Origin of the sequence: Flavobacterium azizsancarii, from assembly GCF_027980145.1 — a bacterium.
Classification (GTDB): domain Bacteria; phylum Bacteroidota; class Bacteroidia; order Flavobacteriales; family Flavobacteriaceae; genus Flavobacterium; species Flavobacterium azizsancarii.
The window spans coordinates 107,573-127,816 of record NZ_JAMZNK010000013.1 but is presented as its reverse complement, the minus strand read 5'-3'; the positions used below and the strand labels follow the sequence as shown (position 1 = coordinate 127,816).

General features: G+C 33.0%; 17 protein-coding genes. 8 read left to right on the top strand and 9 right to left on the bottom strand.

Translation table 11 applies throughout. The features are described 5' to 3' along the window. Positions 1 to 163: 163 nt before the first annotated feature. The 4 genes from NJT12_RS10640 to NJT12_RS10625 all read right to left on the bottom strand — a co-directional run bounded on the left by NJT12_RS10640 (position 164) and on the right by NJT12_RS10625 (position 5,517). Entirely contained in the window at positions 164 to 682 is a 519-nt protein-coding gene (locus NJT12_RS10640; protein ID WP_271335881.1) for a hypothetical protein, read from the bottom strand. 105 nt (positions 683 to 787) lie between these two features. Further along, positions 788 to 1,657: an alpha/beta hydrolase gene (locus NJT12_RS10635; RefSeq protein WP_271335880.1), complete on the bottom strand. Its 870-nt coding sequence runs from the start codon at positions 1,655 to 1,657 to the stop codon at positions 788 to 790. 322 nt (positions 1,658 to 1,979) lie between these two features. After that, positions 1,980 to 4,016: a M13 family metallopeptidase gene (locus NJT12_RS10630; RefSeq protein ID WP_271335879.1), complete on the bottom strand. Its 2,037-nt coding sequence runs from the start codon at positions 4,014 to 4,016 to the stop codon at positions 1,980 to 1,982. A gap of 628 nt (positions 4,017 to 4,644) precedes the next feature. Further along, entirely contained in the window at positions 4,645 to 5,517 is an 873-nt protein-coding gene (locus NJT12_RS10625) for an AraC family transcriptional regulator (RefSeq protein ID WP_271335878.1), read from the bottom strand. Between the two features lie 449 nt (positions 5,518 to 5,966). Here NJT12_RS10625 and NJT12_RS10620 point away from each other — a divergent pair, with 449 nt between their 5' ends. The 3 genes from NJT12_RS10620 (at position 5,967) to NJT12_RS10610 (ending at position 8,788) form a co-directional block, all read left to right on the top strand. After that, positions 5,967 to 6,386, top strand: a complete 420-nt coding sequence (locus tag NJT12_RS10620) for a secretion protein (RefSeq protein WP_271335877.1) — start codon at positions 5,967 to 5,969, stop codon at positions 6,384 to 6,386. 1,231 nt (positions 6,387 to 7,617) lie between these two features. Beyond that, on the top strand, positions 7,618 to 8,025 hold the full coding sequence (locus NJT12_RS10615) for a T9SS type A sorting domain-containing protein (RefSeq protein WP_271335876.1): 408 nt from the start codon (positions 7,618 to 7,620) through the stop codon (positions 8,023 to 8,025). Positions 8,026 to 8,401: 376 nt separating this feature from the next. Next, a complete protein-coding gene (locus tag NJT12_RS10610; protein ID WP_271335875.1) occupies positions 8,402 to 8,788 on the top strand; it encodes a secretion protein in 387 nt (128 codons plus the stop codon). Between the two features lie 272 nt (positions 8,789 to 9,060). Here the strand turns inward: NJT12_RS10610 and NJT12_RS10605 are convergent, their stop codons facing one another. Then, positions 9,061 to 9,468 (bottom strand): helix-turn-helix domain-containing protein, encoded by a 408-nt coding sequence (locus NJT12_RS10605; RefSeq protein WP_271335874.1) that lies wholly within the window; start codon positions 9,466 to 9,468, stop codon positions 9,061 to 9,063. Positions 9,469 to 9,723: 255 nt separating this feature from the next. Between NJT12_RS10605 and NJT12_RS10600 the strand changes: the two genes are divergently transcribed. Continuing rightward, positions 9,724 to 9,990, top strand: a complete 267-nt coding sequence (locus NJT12_RS10600; RefSeq protein ID WP_338083385.1) for a hypothetical protein — start codon at positions 9,724 to 9,726, stop codon at positions 9,988 to 9,990. 686 nt (positions 9,991 to 10,676) lie between these two features. Here NJT12_RS10600 and NJT12_RS10595 read toward each other — a convergent pair. The 3 genes from NJT12_RS10595 to NJT12_RS10585 form a co-directional block, all read right to left on the bottom strand. Further along, complete coding sequence (locus NJT12_RS10595) at positions 10,677 to 11,165, bottom strand: hypothetical protein (RefSeq protein WP_271335873.1); 489 nt, start codon at positions 11,163 to 11,165, stop codon at positions 10,677 to 10,679. Continuing rightward, positions 11,143 to 12,594 (bottom strand): hypothetical protein, encoded by a 1,452-nt coding sequence (locus NJT12_RS10590; protein ID WP_271335872.1) that lies wholly within the window; start codon positions 12,592 to 12,594, stop codon positions 11,143 to 11,145. Before NJT12_RS10590 ends, NJT12_RS10595 begins: the two co-directional genes overlap by 23 nt. Positions 12,595 to 12,922: 328 nt before the next feature. Then, positions 12,923 to 16,363, bottom strand: coding sequence for a methylmalonyl-CoA mutase family protein (locus tag NJT12_RS10585; protein ID WP_271335871.1), 3,441 nt, complete (start codon positions 16,361 to 16,363; stop codon positions 12,923 to 12,925). Between the two features lie 305 nt (positions 16,364 to 16,668). On the opposite strand from NJT12_RS10585, the gene NJT12_RS10580 reads away from it, so the two are divergent. The 3 genes from NJT12_RS10580 (at position 16,669) to NJT12_RS10570 (ending at position 19,186) form a co-directional block, all read left to right on the top strand. Continuing rightward, complete coding sequence (locus NJT12_RS10580; RefSeq protein WP_271335870.1) at positions 16,669 to 18,240, top strand: L,D-transpeptidase family protein; 1,572 nt, start codon at positions 16,669 to 16,671, stop codon at positions 18,238 to 18,240. Between the two features lie 331 nt (positions 18,241 to 18,571). After that, positions 18,572 to 18,871: a hypothetical protein gene (locus NJT12_RS10575; protein ID WP_271335869.1), complete on the top strand. Its 300-nt coding sequence runs from the start codon at positions 18,572 to 18,574 to the stop codon at positions 18,869 to 18,871. Between the two features lie 9 nt (positions 18,872 to 18,880). Continuing rightward, positions 18,881 to 19,186: a hypothetical protein gene (locus NJT12_RS10570; protein WP_271335868.1), complete on the top strand. Its 306-nt coding sequence runs from the start codon at positions 18,881 to 18,883 to the stop codon at positions 19,184 to 19,186. Here the strand turns inward: NJT12_RS10570 and NJT12_RS10565 are convergent. Next, positions 19,183 to 19,383, bottom strand: coding sequence for a hypothetical protein (locus tag NJT12_RS10565; protein ID WP_271335867.1), 201 nt, complete (start codon positions 19,381 to 19,383; stop codon positions 19,183 to 19,185). The two genes, NJT12_RS10570 and NJT12_RS10565, sit on opposite strands and share 4 nt — an antisense overlap. A gap of 213 nt (positions 19,384 to 19,596) precedes the next feature. On the opposite strand from NJT12_RS10565, the gene NJT12_RS10560 reads away from it, so the two are divergent. Next, complete coding sequence (locus NJT12_RS10560) at positions 19,597 to 20,160, top strand: hypothetical protein (RefSeq protein WP_271335866.1); 564 nt, start codon at positions 19,597 to 19,599, stop codon at positions 20,158 to 20,160. Positions 20,161 to 20,244 lie beyond the last annotated feature (84 nt).

The window sequence follows — 20,244 nt, the reverse complement described above, 5'->3', positions numbered from 1 at the left end:
TCAATGGAAAAAGATCTTGCTGGTGAACCGAATGAGGCTTAAAAACTGGCTGCATAATCATTGATTTTAGTACTTAAATATAAGAAAAATCAATGTGTAAAACAAAAAAAAACTGCCCGAAATTACTTTTCGGACAGCCTCTTTTATATTTCTATTCTAATAATTAATTTAATTTCTTTACATTACTATCATCAATTTTATACTTTTTAATAACTGCGTTGTAATCTGAATAATCCGCTACATTAACTGATTTTTTAGTATTAAATCCATCATCTCCAGGTACTATTACAATGCGAAATATTTGATCAACCACAAAATCTGCTGGAATAGGATTAACATTTAAATCAAAACCTTCGGTAAAAATCCTAAAATTATCTTGTGTAAAATCAAATTTAAAGGTAAAATAAAGCTTACCATCAGTGTAATAATGAGATTCTGGAAGCGGAGTCCATATATCACGCTTTGTTTCAGGATCAGCTCCATCATATCTGTAAATTAAGATAACATCACCAGAATATATTCTGGAATCAAAATCTACATATATTTCAGAATTTGAAGTTGGGCTAAAATTTGCTTTGTTAACTTCAAAAACATAACTGATTGTATCATTATCATCGTTATTTGAACATCCCGAAAATGCAAACAGTCCAACGACTGCAAAAAGTGTAAGTATCTTTTTCATGGTATTTGTGGTATTTATTGTTTTTAGAATAAATTATATATATAAAGATATTCCAAAAATCAAACCAAAAAAAGAATTTTACTAATTTCTTGTTAGAATTTTCTTTTATTTTTTTACAACCTGCTGATTTTTAAGCAATATTTTATTAAAAAATAACATATGATACGGCAGTGAATTTTCCCAATAATCCCACGTATGTGCTCCCGGACGTTCAGTGTAATCGTGGTCTACTTTGTTATAAACTAATCTTCGGTGTAATTCTCTGTTGGGTTCTATTAAGAAATCATCAACTCCGCAATCTATAATTAAGGGTAGTTTATTTGCTTTTATTTTATCTAACATTCCCATTACGGCATATTGGGCATACATTTCTGAGTTGTCGCTTTTGTCCCCAAAAACAGGCTGCATCAATTTTACTACCTGAGCAGATGATTCACGATTGAGCATTGTACTCATATCTACTGCTCCACTCATGCTTCCGGCAGCACAAAACAATTCAGGATGTTTGGCAGACAAGTATAATGCACCATGACCTCCCATAGAAAGTCCTGTAATTACTCTTCCGTTTCTGTTGCTGATCGTTCTATAGGTTTTATCGACTTTATGAATGACTTCTTGTGTAATAAAAGTCTCAAACTGACTTCCTTTATTTACCGGACTGTCCAGATAGAAACTAAAGGTCTCGCCTTCAGGCATTACGATGATAATATTATATTGATCAGATAAGTTCTGGACTAATTTTTTGTTGGGCGTATTTTTTAGCCAATCACCAAAATGACCATACGCTCCGTGCAATAAATACATTACCGGAAACGCCACTTTACTTTTTGCATACGAATTGGGCAATACAACAGCAGCTTTGTAGGTTTTGCTCATGGCTGCACTCGCAACTTGCAAAGTATCTACTTTTGCCGCGTAACTCATTGATGAAACGCACAAAAGAATAGCAAACACTAAGAATTTAAAGTTTTTCATATTTATTTATTTTTTTGATTAGGGATTGTAAATATACTTTTTTCTTCATTATACTATAATGAAAAATACAACCGGTTTTTTGATGGTAAAAGGTTGCCGCGAATTGCACGAATTTTCACGAATTGGATTATGGGTAATTTGTTGCGAAAAAAAAGCCACAGATTAAAAAATCATTTTAATCAGTACAATCCGTGGCAAAAATATAACAAAAAAAAATCCGCGACAAACCAGCTTAACCCGCTCAATCCGTGGACAATTATATCGTAAACAAAAAAACCATTCGCCGCAACGAATGGTTTTATATAAATGAGAATTTTATTTTTTACCAGATTACTACTCGTAAACTATCCGGCTGATACATCTTATTTCCTTTTTTGACATTGAATGCCTTATGAAATTCCGGAATATTGCTCAATGGTCCGTTGACTCTAAATTGTTCCGGTGCGTGAACATCTGTCATGATCTGGTTAATTTTTGACTCATCTCTTCTATTGACCATCCAGGAATAAGCATAGGCAAGGAAATAACGCTGTTCCGGAGTTAATCCGCTAATTTTTTGCTTGTTCTTAAACTGTTCCGTTTTTTCGAATGCTTCGTAACCCATGATAACACCACCTAAATCAGCAATGTTTTCGCCTTGAGTCGCTTCACCATTTACCTGTTTCCCTAAAATAGAATATCTGTTGTACTGATCTACGATCAATTGCGTTTTGGCCTTGAATCTTTTCAAATCTTCTGCCGTCCACCAATTGTTCAGGTTTCCTTTTTCGTCATATTGACTTCCCTGATCATCAAAACCATGTGTGATTTCATGCCCGAAGAAAGAGCCACCTAATATTCCGTACAAAATAGCATCGTCCGGCATACGTCCTTCATAACCCGGAACAATAATATTACAAGCCGGAATCACGATTTCGTTGTTACTTGGGTTGTAGTAAGCATTATAAGTCTGTGGCTGCATACTCCATTCGTTTCTGTCTACCGGTTTTCCGTATTTATTGATCATATAATTATAATCCCAAATATAAGCTTTCATAACATTCACACAGTATGATTTTCTATCGATAGAAAGTTGACTCATATCTTTCCATTTATCCGGATATCCCAATTTCATAACCATTTTACTTAGCTTGTATAATGCTTTTTGTTTGGTAGGCTCGCTCATCCAATCCAGCTTTTTGATATGCGAAGCAAATACATCACGAATATTGTTTCCTATTTCCAATAATTTCTCCTTTACGCCTTTTGGCATATAATCAGCCACATAAACCTGCCCAATTAATTCTCCCACAGATTGATTTGTTTGCGTTACTACTCTCTTCCAACGTGGCTTTTGAGTCGTCACGCCATTCATTATTGTAGAATAGAATTTAAAATTTTCTTTTTCAATAGCGGCGTTCAAATAAGGCGCATAAGCACTTACAAGATTCCACTTAAGATAGGTCTTCCAATCTTCGATTGTATATTTTTTGATCGTCGTATTTAATGCTTTAAAAAATTCGGGCTGTCCTACAATAATCGAATCTGCTTTTGCAATACCTAAAACCGGCAATACTTTTTTCCAGTCAATATCCGGAGTAATAGCATTAAACTGATCAACAGTAAGCTTGTTGTAATTTTTTACAGGATCACGAAGAGCTTCTAATTTTCTAGATGATTTTGCCAGTTCAGTTTCAAGTTTCAGTACTTTTTCGGCATTTTTTGAAGCAACAGCTTCTTCTTCACCCATAAATTTCATCATCGTTTTAAGATGTGATAAATAGGCTGTACGAATCTCTACATTTCGTTTGTCAGAATCCAGATAATAATCTCTTTGTTTCATTCCTAAACCGCCTTGTCCTAAAAACACAGCATATTTAGTACTGATTTTATCATCCTGCGAAACATAAAACGTAAATGCCGGATCTGCCCCTACAGTTTGCAAATGTGCAATTGTACTGATCAATCCTGAAATATCCTTAATTTCGTTGATTTTTTTGATTTCATTATTTAGTGGAGACAAACCTGCTTTTTCGATGGCAATCGTATCCATTCCTGAAGCATAAAAATCACCAATTTTTTGTTTGTTACTTCCTTTTCCAGCTGATTCGTCTTTAGCAGCATTTTCGCAGATACTTTTAATTTGTCCATTAATAGTATCCATAACAATTCTCATTATTCCGTTATTGCTGTCGGTAGGCAAAATGGGATTTTTTTTGAACCAGCCATTATTAGCATAATTAAAAAAATCGTCTCCAGGATTTATCGTTGTGTCGCGATTGGTAATTAATGGATCTGAAAATGCTACATCCTTTTTATTGCAGCTCAAAAATGTCATTCCGATAAGGAGAAATGTGAGAGGTTTTCTAAATAAATTCATTCAGTTATAAAATTTGTTAAGGAAATTAAATCAGACACTTGTTATATTTTAAAAATAACAAGTCTGTAAATATAATTTTTATAACAATAACAAAGAGTAAAAAAATCCAAATTTAAAATTTAAAATTCTAAAAAGTACAGCTTTATATATATTAAGGAACAACATAATAAATGATTTAATAATATAAAAAGCTTGCCACGAATTAGGACAAATTTTTCTCTGTAAATAAGAAATATTAATTCGTGGAAATTCGTGTAATTTATGGCTAAAATTTAAGTTTTTGTGATTACCGTAAAAAAGGCTTCGACTTCGCTCTGCCTGACAAACAATACAGTGAATAACTTTATATTGTAGAAGAAAAAGCTTGCCACGAATTCCACAAATTAGCACCAATTTTTTCTCTGCAAATGAAAAATATTACTTTGTGAAAATTCGTTGAATTCGTGGCAAAAATTTAAGTTTTTGTGATTGTAGAAGAAAAAACTTGCCACGAATTGCACTAATTAGCACTAATTTTTCTATGTAAATGAAAAATATTACTTTGTGAAAATTCGTGGAATTCGTGGCAAAAAAAAAAATCCTGAAGCTTCTTCTAAAGTTTCAGGATTCTTAGCCATACAAAAAGTCTTTAGCTAATAATTATCTTGTGTTCGTGACGATATTGCGAAGCGCTTTTTCCGGTGTATTGTTTGAAGGACTTACTAAAGTGACTGAAATTATTAAATCCGCTTTCGTAACACACTTCATTGATACTGATTGGTTTTTCGGCCAATAATTTTGATGCGTGAACCAAACGATATTCGTTTACGAACTCTGTAAAGGTTTTATTTGAAATCTTCTTGAAATATCGGCAAAAAGAAGGCGTAGTCATACTTACCAGACTCGAAACCTCATCGATAGCAATTGATTCCTGAAAATGATCTTTAACATAATTAAAAATTACATTGATACGGTCATTATCCTGGGTTTGCAATTCTAATGAAAAACCGTCAGCATTAAGAACCGTATAATCCTTTGAAGAATCCAGTTCATCTAAAATACTTAGAAGCGTAAGCAAACGTTCAAACGGAAGTTGGTTTTCCATCATTTCGATTTTCTTACCTATTTGTTTTTTAGTCTCTCCGCCAAAAGCGATTCCGCCTTTAGCCTGACTAATAATATTTTGAACCTTTCTCATTTCGGGAGCAACAAAAAAATCATTCCCTAAAAACTCCGGTTTAATATGAATAACGGTTTCTGTTGTGTTACCCGTTTGTTCGTTCGTAAAACCGCAATGTGGCAAATTAGCACCTATCAGTATCAAACTTCCATTGGTATAATAAGAAACATGGCTTCCTATTTGTCTTTTCCCTGCCCCACCATTTATATAAACCAACTCAATCTCAGGATGATAATGCCATAGATGAGCTTTACTATTGGTCTTTTCGGCGTGCTTTGCGTAGGTAAAAGAACTTCCGTATGAATTTGATATCACTTCAAGAGCTGGGGCAATTGTCTTCATGATAAAATCTTTAAAAAATAATAGCAAATTTAACAAAATCACTTAATATAATTTAAAAATTAACCTATAACGGTTTCGTAAATACAGATTTCGCATCAAATTCCTTAAAAACCAAATCTTTAAATTACGGTAATTGAGTTATATTTTTAAGTACCCTTATTTTTACTCCTAATTTTTTTAATATATCGTATTTAATCCAGTCCTTTTATAAACAAATCCTATACAGGTAAGAATTTACTTTGTTTTGCACAAATGTTAATTTTTGTAAATCCTTAAAAAATAATAGCCTAATTAACAAAAACACCTAACATAATTCAAAAATTAACCTATAACGGTTTCGTAAATGAGAATATAGCATATAAATTGGAAAATACAGTTGTGAAAAAATCACACATCCCGGAGTAATTTAGCATCAGAAAATTAGAACTAATAATTTAAAACGAAGCGTTATGAAAAAGATATTAAAATTAAGTTTAGTATGTGCAGTACTTTTTACAGGAATGAGCACTTATGCAATTGATGGAAATGATAATGGAAATGCAGATTTTAACCTACACGTATTAAAAGCGAATGGAAAGCTGATTACGTTTGCTCTAAATCAGGTAAAGAAAGCAAGCATTAGTATTTATGATAAAAACAATAGTTTGATCTATTCTGAGAATGCTTCAGGTAAAGAAGGAATCTTAAGAACTTTTAGTTTAGAAGAACTTCCTGCAGGAACTTACTTCTTAGAAGTTGAAGACAGTGCAAAAAAAGTAAGACACGAAATTACAATTACTGATGATAAATCTATATTGTCATCTAAAGCAGTTTCGTCAGCATACAAAGCAGGTTTCTCTGCTCAAAATTCAAGCGTAGCAGTACGCTAAACAAGTTTATGCTCTCATAAAGTATAAAAATGAGGTTAGATAGTTAGTAAAGTTAAAAACGTGATTGTTTTGAAACAGCTCTTTGTGGTTATTGAGCTGTTTTTTTTGTGCCATACTTTTTTGGGGTTGCCACAAAGGCACTAAGGCGCAATGTTTTATTTTTTGCTGTTTTTTTACCGCAAAGAGCGCAAAGATTTTCTACCTATATATACGCTCAGAAAACACAAAGCTCACAAAGCTGAATCATTCAAAGCTTTGCGAAATTTTGCGTTTACTAAAAGCTCCAGCATATAAAAAACTTTTGCACACTTTGCGGTTAAAACAGTTCCCAAAGTTTATTCGACACAAAGCTTTGCGAACTTTTGCGTTTACTAAAAACCCAGAATATAAAAAATCTTGCGCACTTTGCGGTTAAACAGTTCGCAAAGTTTATTCGACACATAGCTTTGCGAACTTTTGCGTTTACTAAAAACCCAGCATATAAAAAATCTTGCGCACTTTGCGGTTAAAATAGTTCCCAAAGTTTATTCGACACATAGCTTTGCGAACTTTTGCGTTTACTAAAAACCCAGCATATAAAAAACTTTTGCGCACTTTGCGGTTAAAACAGTTCGCAAAGTTTATTTGACACATAGCTTTGCGAACTTTTGCGTTTACTAAAAACCCAGCATATAAAAAACTTTGCGCTCTTTGTGGTTAAAACAGTTCCCAAAGTTTATTCGACACATAGCTTTGCGAACTTTTGCGTTTACTAAAAACCCAGCATATAAAAAACTTTTGCACACTTTGCGGTTAAAACAGTTCCCAAAGTTTATTCGACACATAGCTTTGCGAACTTTTGCGTCTACTAAAAACCCAGCATATAAAAAACTTTTGCGCACTTTGCGGTTAAAACAGTTCCCAAAGTTTATTCGACACAAAGCTTTGCGAACTTTTGCGTTTACTAAAAACCCAGCATATAAAAAATCTTGCGCACTTTGCGGTTAAACCTTCAAAACAAATCATTTGTAAGAAATACAGATTAATTTACATTATCTTAATTTAAGCAAAACATTAAAAAATAATAACCTAATTAACAAAAACGATAAAAATAATTCAAACTTTAACCTATAACGCTTTCGTAAATGAGAATACAGCATCGAAATTGGAAAATAGAGTTGTGTAAAAAAATGCATATCCGAAGTAATTTAGCATCAGAGAATTAGAACTATTAATCTAAAAAACAAATGTCATGAAAAAGATTTTAAAATTAAGTTTAGTATGTGCAGTGCTTTTTTCAGGAATGAGTACTTATGCAATTGACGGGAATGAAGATTTTAATCTTCATGTATTAAAAACCAATGGAAAGCTAATTACGTTTGCCCTTAATAAAGTGCAAAAAGCCAACCTTGCTATTTATGATAAAGATGGTACTTTGATCTATTCTGAAAGTGCTTCTGGTAAAGATGGAATCTTGAGAACTTTTAGTTTAGAAGAATTTCCTGCCGGAACTTACTTCTTAGAAATTGAGGATAATGTAAAAAAAGTGAAACATGAAATTACAATTACTGATGATGCAACTTCATTATCAAGAAAAGCAGTTTCATCTGTTTATAAAGCAGGATTTTCTGCTAAAAATACAGGCGTAGCAGTACGCTAAAAAGTTATACTGCATACAGTATAAAATGAGGTTAGATAGTTAGTAAAGTTTTAAAACGGGAAATCGTTTTTTTTAAACAGCTCTTTGTGGTTATTGAGCTGTTTTTTTGTGCCCTTTTTTTTCATGAAATTTATTTCGATTTCATTTTTAGAAAACTATTCTTAATAAATCTAAAAATCTGATTTCTAAACCATTAAAAAAATCACAGAAAAAAAATCCAAGAGCCCAGTAATTACGTACATAGTTCAGTCAAAACACCGAAACATCTTTGATTCAGCAATTTACACCTATAAAAAAGTGCTTTTTTTGCATAAAATTAAATTTCAATTTGTAGTTTTGAGCGTTCCACAAACAGTAATAAACAATTAAAAAAAACATGACAAATTTTACCAAAATGGGCTTAGTTGTTGCCGTATTTTTAACAACGATCTTTACTTATGCAATGGATGGAAAAGGGGATTATATTTTGAATATAAAAACCGGAAACGGAAAAGTAGTTAGCATTACTTTGAACAACCTTGAGAAATCAGTTTTTTCTATCTTCGACGAAAACCACAATTTAGTGTACACAGGAGAATCTGCTACAGACAAATTAGAGATTTCGAAAACCTTAAGTTTAGAGGCATTTCCTGCCGGAACTTATACCTTAGAAGTAAACGAAAATGGTAAAGTTGCGAAACACGATATTGCTGTTTCTGCAAAAAAATCAAAAACTATTAAGCTTGACGAATCAGTAAACGAAAGTCCTGGTTTCCGTCGTTAATTGTTTTTTACTTAAAAATTGAAAAGCATCGGCCGTGGCTGATGCTTTTTTTGTTTCTACGCAGTTTCCCAAAACTAGTTCGATATCACTTCTGCTTTTGTTCGTATGAATGATAATTGCGATTATAATCGTGCTGAATGGATATCCATCCCTACAATATGTTCTGTTCCTCCGGAATACCTAACCCGATTCATTGTAGTAACTCTAGACTTTAAAAATTAAAAAGCACCAACCGTGGCTGATGCTTTTTTATGAATGAACTTCTCTAGAAATTATTTCACTTGAAGTAATTTTTCTAAATATTCGTTTTTATCTTGTTCCGCTTTCAGCAAACGTTCGTAAAGTTTTTTATTTTCTTCTACTGCTTCCATTAATTTATCTAATGGATTGAATGTACAAGTATTGTAATGATTGAAATTATTATCAGATTCATTAAAAGTGTTGAAATAATTAATTGCCAATTCTTCTGAAAAATTCTTAATGGCTTCAACCGTTACACCAAGTGCTTTTGCTACTTCGATAAGCCTTTCTTCTTCTATGGTTTCGCTGTTTTCGATAGAAGATATTGTTTGCTGGCTTATTCCTAAAGCCTGTGCCAAAGCTTCCTGTTTCATATCACGAAGTTCACGAATACGGCTAATCTTGCGCCCTATATGATTTGGTTTTGTTAGTGTGCTCATAATTCAAAGATAATAATTTAGTGTGATAACCTGCAAAATGTAAAAGACATATTTCTGATGTAAGGAACACTAAAAAATGTTTTCATACAGAAAAATCTATCTCTTTCTTCGCTGAGTCAAACAAAAGTACAATTTTTCTTATAACAAAATAATAAAAGTCTAATTGTAAAATGATTAACTCAACTAAAAAATATACGCCATGGAAACCAATGAAATTAAAAAATTAGAAAGCCTTAGAAAATTAACTGCCAAATATTGCAAGACTCTACTCCGCCTAATGATAAAATAGGAACTCATACCGCTCAAATTAAAATGCTCAATTATTATGAACTTGGCTGTACCATTACCGAACTCCTAAAATTATGTATTGTAGCATTAGAGCAAGACGCGCATCAAACCTCAACTACCATTAAATATTCGCCTATAAATGTTGCGCTTATTCTAGAAATGGTGTTGGAGATGTTTCCTCTAGATGAATTTGAATTGATTACGGAAATTAGTGAGGTGTTGGTTGGGGATTGAATTCTAATTCTTAAATCTGATAAAGATCTACTCGCTATTGTCCCGCTATAATTGTTCGAACCTGCTGCTCTGTAAGAGCCTTGGCAACAGCATGGTGCGAAGCACTATGAATGCAAAACGATTTTTGTTTTAGCCCTGAAAGGGCGGAAGCCTAATCGCAAAGAAAATTTTCATTAGGTTACATTGTTATTTTATAACAAAGTTTTCCTGTTTTTAGAATCTATATCGTTTATTTTGCTTTTGCCCTTTCAGGGCAACATATAGAACTTAATTATTCTGTAGTGCGTTGCACCACGCTATTGACTTTAGGCTTTCAGCCTATTTTTTTGAGGGTTTCGAACATCTGGCGTCCCGCTCTCGCCAGCAGATGTTTTATAGTTTTCAAACCTTGAAAATTAGTGACGGTTTCATCTGCTGGCGCGAGCGTCTCGCTCGTGCACACACAGCATATCAATTGTTATATCAACTTTGCGTTCACGAGCGAGACGCTCGCGCTAGCGGGAGATCCGGATTCCCTTTTTCATCAACTTGCTTCATAGGATCATAGCCCCAAGTGTAAATTTTAAAACCTACAAATTTATTATCTCCTACATCAATAAAATTTAATCCCCCTTCATAAACAACCCAGTGGGAGTCTGTTGTCAAATCCTTTAGATTATAATTGGGTCACTCTCAATGATAATGAATTATTTTTTTTTAATCGTACCATCATTAGCAGATATGACAATATTTACGTCATTATTTTGAATTGATTTATTCCCATTTACGGTCATAGAATAAATACTGTAATTTATATAATATTTACGCCCCACTGAAAAACTATAAAAACTCGTATCTAACTTACTCTTAATATCCTTAATTTCATACTCTATATCATCATCAATGATTAATTTTATGTCATAGTTAATCTTGTCGATATAAGGTTCATATGGACTAATAATTATTTGCTTATTTATAGAATCGCAAATAATATTAAAACTAGAATCTTTCTCAATTATATTTTTAAAATTTGAATTTTTTAAATATTTTTCAAAAATAATTTTTTTAGGACAATTAGAAAAATTCCATTGCTGAAGCAAAATTGTATTGAAAGAGTGGCGTTCGTCATTATATTCATTGCAACTTATAAATAACAAAATAAAAGATAAGTAACTAAAATACTTCAATGTACCCATAATAATTGGATTTAAAAGATTCAATCTTGATTCTCTGATGTGCATGAATTAAAATCTTACTAGACGGAGAAGGCTTTTTAAATTCATCAATTTGATTAACAGTATCATACCCCCAAGTATAAATTTTAAAACCAACAAACTTGCTTTCTCCTACATCAATAAAATTTAATCCCCCTTCATAAACAACCCAGTGGGAGTCTGTTGTCAAATCCTTTAGATTATAACCCGGTTCATCATCAATCATACTACTGTCGATCATCATCAAAATAGTATGTCCTTGTTTATACTTTCGAACAATATTTTTAAGATGCATAATATCAATATCACCAAGAGCATCATATAATTTTGCAGATATTCCTTTTTTTTCAGCAATTTCCAGCAAACCTAAATCAATTGCTTCAACAGAACTAAAACCGGCAACTTCCTTACACATTCTCGTTAGCATCTCAGGCCAGCTTATACCTTTCATCATGTCTATGTCACCATTTTCAAAGCCATTGTAAACAAATTGACTATTTAGACTTTCTTTGCTTCTTGTTGTGGCAAGAACAATCCAGTCTATGTCTGGCATTTTCATTGCTTTATAATTACGATCTGACGGATTTGTTTCGTACATGCTTAAAGCTTTATCGTGCGGTTTTAGCACATAACTCCCAATATGATATTCTCCTGTTCTAAAAAGCTCTTTTGCAAGTTTTTCGTAAGCACTTGCATCTTTCTTAGCCATTGCATAATATAAGGCCGCCATACCGCATAGAGAGCTATTTCCCTGATTAATTTTCCAAGGATCTTTAATACGATCCATTATTTGTTTGTGAACTTTTGTTCTGTCAAACCATAGAAAACGATTGTGTTTCCACTGTTTATATTCCCCTTCGCTCTCTGGATCTTGTATATAGGCACGAAGATAAATAAAACGTCCACACATATCTTTGTCATTCATTGTGATTATTACAGAATCTCCTTTTACAGAAAGAGGGATTTCCAACCATTTATTTTGAGATGGGCTATGGTATTTCAACATCCATTTAATGTCAGCAATATTTGCAGGAGGATTTTGAACATAACTTTTTACTTTAAAATGATACGCCTTCCCAAAAACCATTCCGTCTTGAAATGTAGTACTGTTAATGTTATTATCGTTTTTAGAACCTTTATCTAAAACAGTTAAAAGCTCAATTTCTTTAACTTTGTCTATTTTATTTGTGGTTGTTGCTACTTCTTCTCTTGCTACAAAATTTCCAAACTTTTTCCCTCCGTTTTTTCCATAAAAATTTATCCCTTTTGGAGAAATGAAGTTCAAGTCTCCTTCAGAGGCATGTATTATAATAGACTCTGCTTCTTTATAAGACCTTCCAAATACGTTACGAATGATATTTCCGCCTTCTTCCATATTTAATAAAATTTGAATACTCGCCTTAGTTGGCAATTATTTTTTCTGCTACTGTAAACTACTGTATTAGTTTGTTTTAAAGGACGCCTATTTTAATCATTACGGCTGTACACCAATATCATTTGTAACCTTTGGATCCTGCATCAGAGGTAATATCTTGTACAGTATCAAACTACATATTTTTTAAATACTTGATTTTTAATCCCTAATAAAGTCGATCTAGTAAATTAAAATCAAAAAAAAGCATTCAATGACTGCAATACGTTAAACAAATAACAGAATAGGACATTTATTAGTTTTTTCATTTTCAAGCACAAAAAAAACCTCCCATTATCTGAGAGGTTTTTCCATAAATCTAAAATTTCTACATATTCCTTCTATACTGCCCGCCTACTTCAAACAATGCCGAAGTAATTTGACCCAAAGAACAAACCTTTGTAGCTTCCATTAAATGGTCGAATAAGTTTTCGTTTTTAATGGCTGCTTCTTGTAATTTGTTAAGATGCTCGTTTACTTTTGCTTCGTGAAACTGGTGCAAGTTATCGAGCATCGTAATCTGATATTGTTTTTCTTCTTCGGTGGCGCGAATTACTTCTGCCGGAATTACCGTTGGAGAACCTTTTGAACTCAGGAACGTGTTGACACCCACAATTGGGAAATCTCCGTTGTGTTTCAGGGTTTCGTAATACAAACTTTCTTCCTGAATTTTAGAACGCTGGTACATCGTTTCCATTGCACCAAGAACACCTCCACGTTCTGTGATTCGGTCGAATTCTTGCAGAACTGCCGCTTCTACCAAATCCGTCAATTCTTCGATTATGAAAGATCCCTGAATTGGGTTTTCGTTTTTCGCCAGACCTAATTCTTTATTAATAATCAACTGAATTGCCATCGCACGACGCACAGATTCTTCGGTTGGTGTTGTAATTGCTTCATCATAAGCATTTGTGTGCAATGAATTACAGTTGTCGTAAATCGCATACAAAGCCTGCAAAGTGGTTCTGATATCATTAAAATCAATTTCCTGCGCGTGCAACGAACGTCCCGAAGTCTGAATATGATACTTTAGCATTTGTGCTCTTTCGTTGGCCCCGTATTTGTTTTTCATGGCTTTTGCCCAGATTTTACGTGCCACACGACCAATAACCGAATATTCAGGATCTACTCCGTTCGAGAAGAAGAACGATAAATTAGGTCCAAAATCGTTGATGCTCATGCCGCGGCTCAAATAATATTCTACGTAAGTGAAACCATTAGAAAGCGTGAATGCCAATTGTGTAATTGGGTTCGCTCCTGCCTCGGCAATATGATATCCTGAAATCGAAACCGAATAGAAATTACGAACGTTTTTGGTAATAAAATATTCCTGAACATCACCCATTAATCTCAATGCAAATTCGGTGGAGAAAATACAGGTGTTTTGCGCCTGATCTTCTTTTAGAATATCGGCCTGAACCGTACCACGAACTTGCGATAATGTTTTGGCTTTAATATCATTATACATTTCCTGAGGCAAAACCTGATCTCCGGTAACTCCCAAAAGCATTAATCCTAAACCATTGTTTCCTTCTGGTAAATCGCCTTGATATTTAGGGCGTTCTAATCCGCTTTCTTTGTATATTTTGTTGATTTTAGCTTCAACTTCTTTTTCAAGTTCGTTCGCTTTGATATAATATTCGCATTGCTGATCGATCGCCGCATTCATAAAGAATCCCAACAACATTGGCGCAGGCCCATTTATGGTCATACTTACCGATGTCAAAGCATGAACCAAATCGAAACCTGAGTATAGCTTTTTGGCATCATCAAGACAACAGATCGAAACTCCTGCATTTCCAATTTTTCCGTAAATATCAGGACGAATATCCGGATCATTTCCGTATAAAGTCACACTATCAAAAGCTGTCGAAAGTCGTTTTGCCGGCAATCCTGCGCTCACATAATGAAAACGTTTGTTGGTTCTTTCCGGTCCACCCTCGCCTGCAAACATTCTTGACGGATCTTCGCCTTCACGTTTAAAAGGATACAATCCTGAAGCAAAAGGAAATTCTCCCGGAACATTTTCCTGCAAATTCCAACGCAGGATATCACCCCACGCTTCGTATTTAGGCAAAGCTATTTTAGGAATCTGTAAATGTGATAAACTCTCTGTATGTGTCGCGATTTTAATTTCTTTATCACGAACTTTAAACGTGTAAACCGGATTTTTGTATTTGTTTACTTTCTCGTCCCAATTCAGGATAATTTCCCAATTGTAGGGATCTAAGTCCATTTTTACTTTATCAAATTGATTCAGTAAAAGGTTAAGAAAGATTCTATTTTCGTCAAGTCCTTGCGCTGCACTCAGGATGACACTATCGTCATCGATTCCTGCTTTATTGATTTGCGGAACTTTTCCTGAAACCGATTCTATGGTTTTAAAGATTCCGTATAGTTTCTGCGCTACTTTTTGTTGCGAAAGTGCACTTTCGTCATACGATCTGTTACTCTCTGCAATTTCAGATAAATAACGGGTTCTGTGTGGTGGAATCACGAAGATTTTCTCGCTCATTTCGCGTGTGATCTCAAAAGTCGATTTTAATTCAGAATCTGTTTTTTCGACAATCTTATCCATGATCGCTTTATAAAGCGTGTTCATTCCCGGATCGTTAAACTGTGAAGCAATGGTTCCAAATACCGGCATTTCGTCAGGATTTTTATCCCATAAATTATGGTTTCTTTGGTATTGTTTTTTAACGTCGCGAATTGCGTCAAGTGCGCCTCTTTTGTCAAACTTATTCAACGCTACTAAATCAGCAAAATCAAGCATGTCGATTTTCTCCAATTGTGTTGCTGCTCCAAATTCTGGCGTCATTACATATAAGGATACATCAGAATGATCCATAATCTCAGTATCTGATTGCCCAATTCCTGAAGTTTCCAAGATAATCAAATCATATTTTGCTGCTTTTAGAACCTGAATCGCTTCGGCTACATATTTTGACAAAGCCAGGTTTGATTGACGTGTTGCCAATGAACGCATATAAACGCGAGGATTATTTATGGCATTCATTCTAATTCTGTCTCCTAAAAGTGCTCCGCCCGTTTTACGTTTCGAAGGATCGACAGAAATCAATCCGATAGTTTTCTCCGGGAAATCAATCAAAAATCGACGAACCAATTCATCTACCAAAGATGATTTTCCTGCTCCACCAGTTCCGGTAATTCCAAGAACCGGAATTTTAGAGTTGGTATTGCTGGTATGTATTTTATCAAAAACAGGTTTTGCAATCTCAGGGAAATTCTCCGCTGCCGAAATTAATCGTGCAATGGCGGTTGGAATTTTGTTTTCGATGTGATCGATTTCTCCGTTTAGTTTATCCCCAATAGGATAATCTGAACGTTCTACCAAATCGTTGATCATTCCTTGTAAACCTAAAGAACGACCATCATCAGGAGAATAAATTCTGGTAATACCATAATCCTGTAATTCAGCAATTTCGCTTGGCAGGATTACACCGCCTCCACCGCCAAAAATCTTAATATGTCCCGCTCCTTTTTCCTGAAGCAAGTCATACATATATTTAAAGTATTCATTGTGACCTCCTTGGTATGAAGTCATTGCAATGGCATTTGCATCTTCCTGAATAGCGGTATTTACCACTTCTTCGACACTTCGATCGTGACCCAGATGTATCACTTCGACTCCGGTTGACTGAATAATACGACGCATGATATTGATCGCTGCGTCATGGCCGTCAAAAAGAGATGCTGCTGTAACAATTCTTACTTTATTTTTAGGAATATATGGTATTTGTTGCTCCATTTTATGAATATGATAATTTTAAGGGAGCAATTTACAAAATATTTTAATATTTGGTTATTGTTATAGCTTTATGTTAACAAAAAAATAAATGTTTTTTTAATCTATACGTGTAACTATTTCAATCGTTATCGTATATATCCTATACAAGTATTATAGATTTTTTGATAACATGGTAATCTTGAAAAATTTAAACAGAATACAACAACTTGTTTTCCAGCATCATAAAGTAATTTAGCAGGGTAGAAAAGCCCCAAATTTTTACCTAAAACTTTTACATTAAATAGTAAACGTAAAAATTTAAAAAAATGAAAACATTATATCCAATCGCCCTAATTTTAAGCTTGAGTTTTTTTGTATCTTCTTTTAAGACATCTGAAAACGAAATCCTTTTACACAAAAAAACTTCAACTATTGCAACCGTTTACAACTCAGATTCTGATGTAGACGCACTTTCGAATGATTTCTTTAAAAGATATTCGGATTTAAAAAAATATAAATCTGATGTAATGTCATTATACAAAAACAGAACTTTGGGAACTATATGGTTCGATGAAGATGACATTAACGAATTTGGATCTGTATTATATGAGAAAGCAAAAAAAACGAATGATTTAGCTATTCCTTATCAAAATGAAATTGACGCGCTTTTTTCTTCATCAGAATCAAAACTATCAAAAACGGATGCAGATATGCTTTTGAGTTCTTTATATGTTGCTTATGCAAAAAAAACAAATTCAGACTCTAAGAAAAAAGTGTCCTATGATGCTATGTTGAAAGATTTTTTAAATTACAGCACGATCGAAGAAGCAACTGCTTCAACAACAACTGTAGATGCTAAAGTAGAATATGATCAGTATTATAAATTGCAGGACGTTCTAAAAAAATATAAAAAAATGGAACGTTCTAATAAATGGAAACCTATTGTTCCGGAAGAAACACATTATAAAGATTTACGTCCGGATGCCGTTTCGAAAACAATTGCACAGGTTAGAACCCGTTTGTACTTATTAGGAGATTTAAAAACTAACTCTAAAAGCGATGTTTATGATCGTGAATTGATGGATGCCGTAATGAAATATAAAGTTCGTAATGGTTTTAAACCTAACTATATTTTAGCAGAGGAACATATCAAGGAAATGAACGTACCGCTTTCTGATAAAATGGAGACGCTAAAACTTAATATGGAAAGATGTCGCGCTATTTCGGCTCAGATTGCTGCCAGCGATGAGTATGTTTTGGTAAATGTTCCGTCGTATGAATTAATTTATGTTAAAAACGGAAAGGTACAATTGACCTCAAGTGTATTTGTTGGCGCGCCATTGACTAAAACAACCATTTTTAACGGTGAAATTGACAGAATCGTTTTTAGTCCTTACTGGACTGTTCCGCAAAGTATTGTAAACAATGAATTGAAAGGTAAAATTGCTGCAGATAAAAATTATCTTGCAGATAAAAATATGGAAATAGTAAATGGTCAGGTAAGACAAAAACCGGGACCTGATAATTCTCTGGGATTGGTAAAATTTATGTTTCCAAATCCAGATGATATTTATATGCATGATACACCGTCTAAAACATTGTTCGATTTCGAGAAAAGAACTTTCAGCCATGGTTGTATCAATGTAAAAATGGCAAAAGAACTAGCGATTGCAATGCTTAAAGATTATCCGGAATGGACTCCCGACAAAATTGATAAAGCTATGGAAGGTAAAACAGAAAACAGTTTTAAATTATCTAAAAAAGTGCCTATTTACATCACTTACTTTACTTCATTGGTAAATGAAAATGGAGAAATTGGTTTCTATCAGGATGTTTATGAAAGAGATAGTGATTTAAGTAAAACTCTTTTACCTCAGTCAGAAGTGGTGGCTAACTAACAACATAATTTAAAATATTAAGTGGCTTGTTTCTTTTTTGAAGCAAGTCACTTTTTTTATGTCATTTATATTTCAGCTTTATATTTTCTAAGATAAAATCAGAATCGAATTTAGTCTTAAAATTATATCTATCAAAAAAACTTACTTCCCTGAGCGTCATCTGTAAAAATAAAAAAATACCCTAAATTATTATTTTAAAAACTTTTATTGATAATAATACTTAGTAATTAAAAAGACTTTTGCACTATAAATTGATAATGAAACTAAGATTGCTTTTTCAAGACAAAAATATCTTACGATTACCAGTCAATTTTAATTAAATGGATTTTTAATGAAGACATCAAAGATTATAAAAGTTATAATTTCTTTACTGCTTATTATCCTCTTGGTATGGATCATATCTTCGATGGTAGTTCCTTCCAGCGCTCAGGGCTTAAATATAATGAGCATACTTCTTATCTCTCCTTATATTTTTTTAGCAATATTACTTTTTTCGATTATAGCGATATACCGCAATAAAAAACAAAAAACCTGGTGGGTTATTTTAGTAATAACGATTGTACTGCTTGCGATATCGATTATTTCTTTATCGGTCTTTTTAGGATTACCATTTGGAGCCGGAACAAACTAATTTTTGAAGATGAAAAATAACAAAAAAATTGCCCTAATCTTAAGTCTGATCTCTCTGGTATTATTAATTAGCACGATGATATTTAGCTATATAGTAATAGAATCTGACAATGTAGATATAAATCCTATTAGTGCAGCTTGTATATATCCTCTTCTTCTTTTATCAGCATTGCTATTATCCATAATAGCGGTTAGCCTAAACAAAAAACAAATTCTGGGATGGATAATATTAATATTAGTTCTAATACCATTTATAATGTCAATTTATTTATTTGCGGGCTTAGGAGATCTTCCGCTGGGAGCTGGAACTCGCTAAACTTTATACAATAAAACAATAATTAAAATGCAAGACAAACATAAAAAAGCAAAAATTCTAAGTACAATTTCAATAAGTATAATTGCTGTTTTGGTATTGTTGGTATTGATCGCACCAACCGGATTTGAATATTTTAGCAAAATAGCAATATTGACCAATTCTATCGTTCCGCTTACCGTTTCATCTTTATTAACCATAATAGCACTATTTCTAAATAAAAAACAAGTATTAGGTTGGCTCTCATTAGTATTTAATATCGCTTTCTTTTTAGTAGCGATTTATTACATAGTTCTGATGAGCCGACTATTTTGCTAAATAGACTTTTATTTTTTTTCGAATAAAGAACAAGTCATGCACCCGGAATATTATTTAAAAAAGGAAAAATTGCAATTGTTAAAAAAACACCCAAAATGAGAAAATTCGATTTAGAAGCATTTGAAAAACATAAAAAAGATAACAATACCTACTGCCGATATATTACTAAAAATACTAATGGCGATACTATTGAAATTTTCCTTACAGAACATAAAGACTCTTATCAACAAACGATTATTTACTTAAATACACCTATAAAACAGAGATTTATGTATCATAAAAAAACGTTGACTCTAATAAAAGAAATAGAAAGTTTTTATGATTGTATTATTGGTTTTCAAAGAGAATACGATGATGAACAGGAACTTATAAAAGAAATCAATAATGATGAGCCTTATAAATTTAGCTGGCAGGACTTGGTAAACAAAATGAAAAACGAATACCAAATAGACTTGATGGATGAAAAAGAACAAATTAAAAACAATACTCAGGTGACATTTTTATCCAGAAACTCTCAAACAATGAAGTATTCTATTAGTATGCCATGCGAATTTACTCCACATGGAGTAATTGAAGAAAAATTCGAGATTGACGCCATTACAGGAAATACCATTTATCATATTGGGAACAAAAGAAACAAACATTCCGATTTATTATAAATATTATCATAATAAAAGAAACAGCATATAAATTGCGATTCCTTTTCAAAATAATCAGTTTAACATCGAGTTCTTTCTCAAAAA

Bases quoted from the DNA above. Each gene is read 5' to 3' on its own strand.
- NJT12_RS10640 (WP_271335881.1), bottom strand. From the start codon at position 682: ATGAAAAAGATACTTACACTTTTTGCAGTCGTTGGACTGTTTGCATTT.
- NJT12_RS10635 (WP_271335880.1), bottom strand. From the start codon at position 1,657: ATGAAAAACTTTAAATTCTTAGTGTTTGCTATTCTTTTGTGCGTTTCA.
- NJT12_RS10630 (WP_271335879.1), bottom strand. From the start codon at position 4,016: ATGAATTTATTTAGAAAACCTCTCACATTTCTCCTTATCGGAATGACA.
- NJT12_RS10625 (WP_271335878.1), bottom strand. From the start codon at position 5,517: ATGAAGACAATTGCCCCAGCTCTTGAAGTGATATCAAATTCATACGGA.
- NJT12_RS10620 (WP_271335877.1), top strand. From the start codon at position 5,967: ATGAAAAAGATATTAAAATTAAGTTTAGTATGTGCAGTACTTTTTACA.
- NJT12_RS10615 (WP_271335876.1), top strand. From the start codon at position 7,618: ATGAAAAAGATTTTAAAATTAAGTTTAGTATGTGCAGTGCTTTTTTCA.
- NJT12_RS10610 (WP_271335875.1), top strand. From the start codon at position 8,402: ATGACAAATTTTACCAAAATGGGCTTAGTTGTTGCCGTATTTTTAACA.
- NJT12_RS10605 (WP_271335874.1), bottom strand. From the start codon at position 9,468: ATGAGCACACTAACAAAACCAAATCATATAGGGCGCAAGATTAGCCGT.
- NJT12_RS10595 (WP_271335873.1), bottom strand. From the start codon at position 11,165: ATGGGTACATTGAAGTATTTTAGTTACTTATCTTTTATTTTGTTATTT.
- NJT12_RS10585 (WP_271335871.1), bottom strand. From the start codon at position 16,363: ATGGAGCAACAAATACCATATATTCCTAAAAATAAAGTAAGAATTGTT.
- NJT12_RS10580 (WP_271335870.1), top strand. From the start codon at position 16,669: ATGAAAACATTATATCCAATCGCCCTAATTTTAAGCTTGAGTTTTTTT.
- NJT12_RS10575 (WP_271335869.1), top strand. From the start codon at position 18,572: ATGAAGACATCAAAGATTATAAAAGTTATAATTTCTTTACTGCTTATT.
- NJT12_RS10570 (WP_271335868.1), top strand. From the start codon at position 18,881: ATGAAAAATAACAAAAAAATTGCCCTAATCTTAAGTCTGATCTCTCTG.
- NJT12_RS10565 (WP_271335867.1), bottom strand. From the start codon at position 19,383: ATGGTTAATAAAGATGAAACGGTAAGCGGAACGATAGAATTGGTCAAT.
- NJT12_RS10560 (WP_271335866.1), top strand. From the start codon at position 19,597: ATGAGAAAATTCGATTTAGAAGCATTTGAAAAACATAAAAAAGATAAC.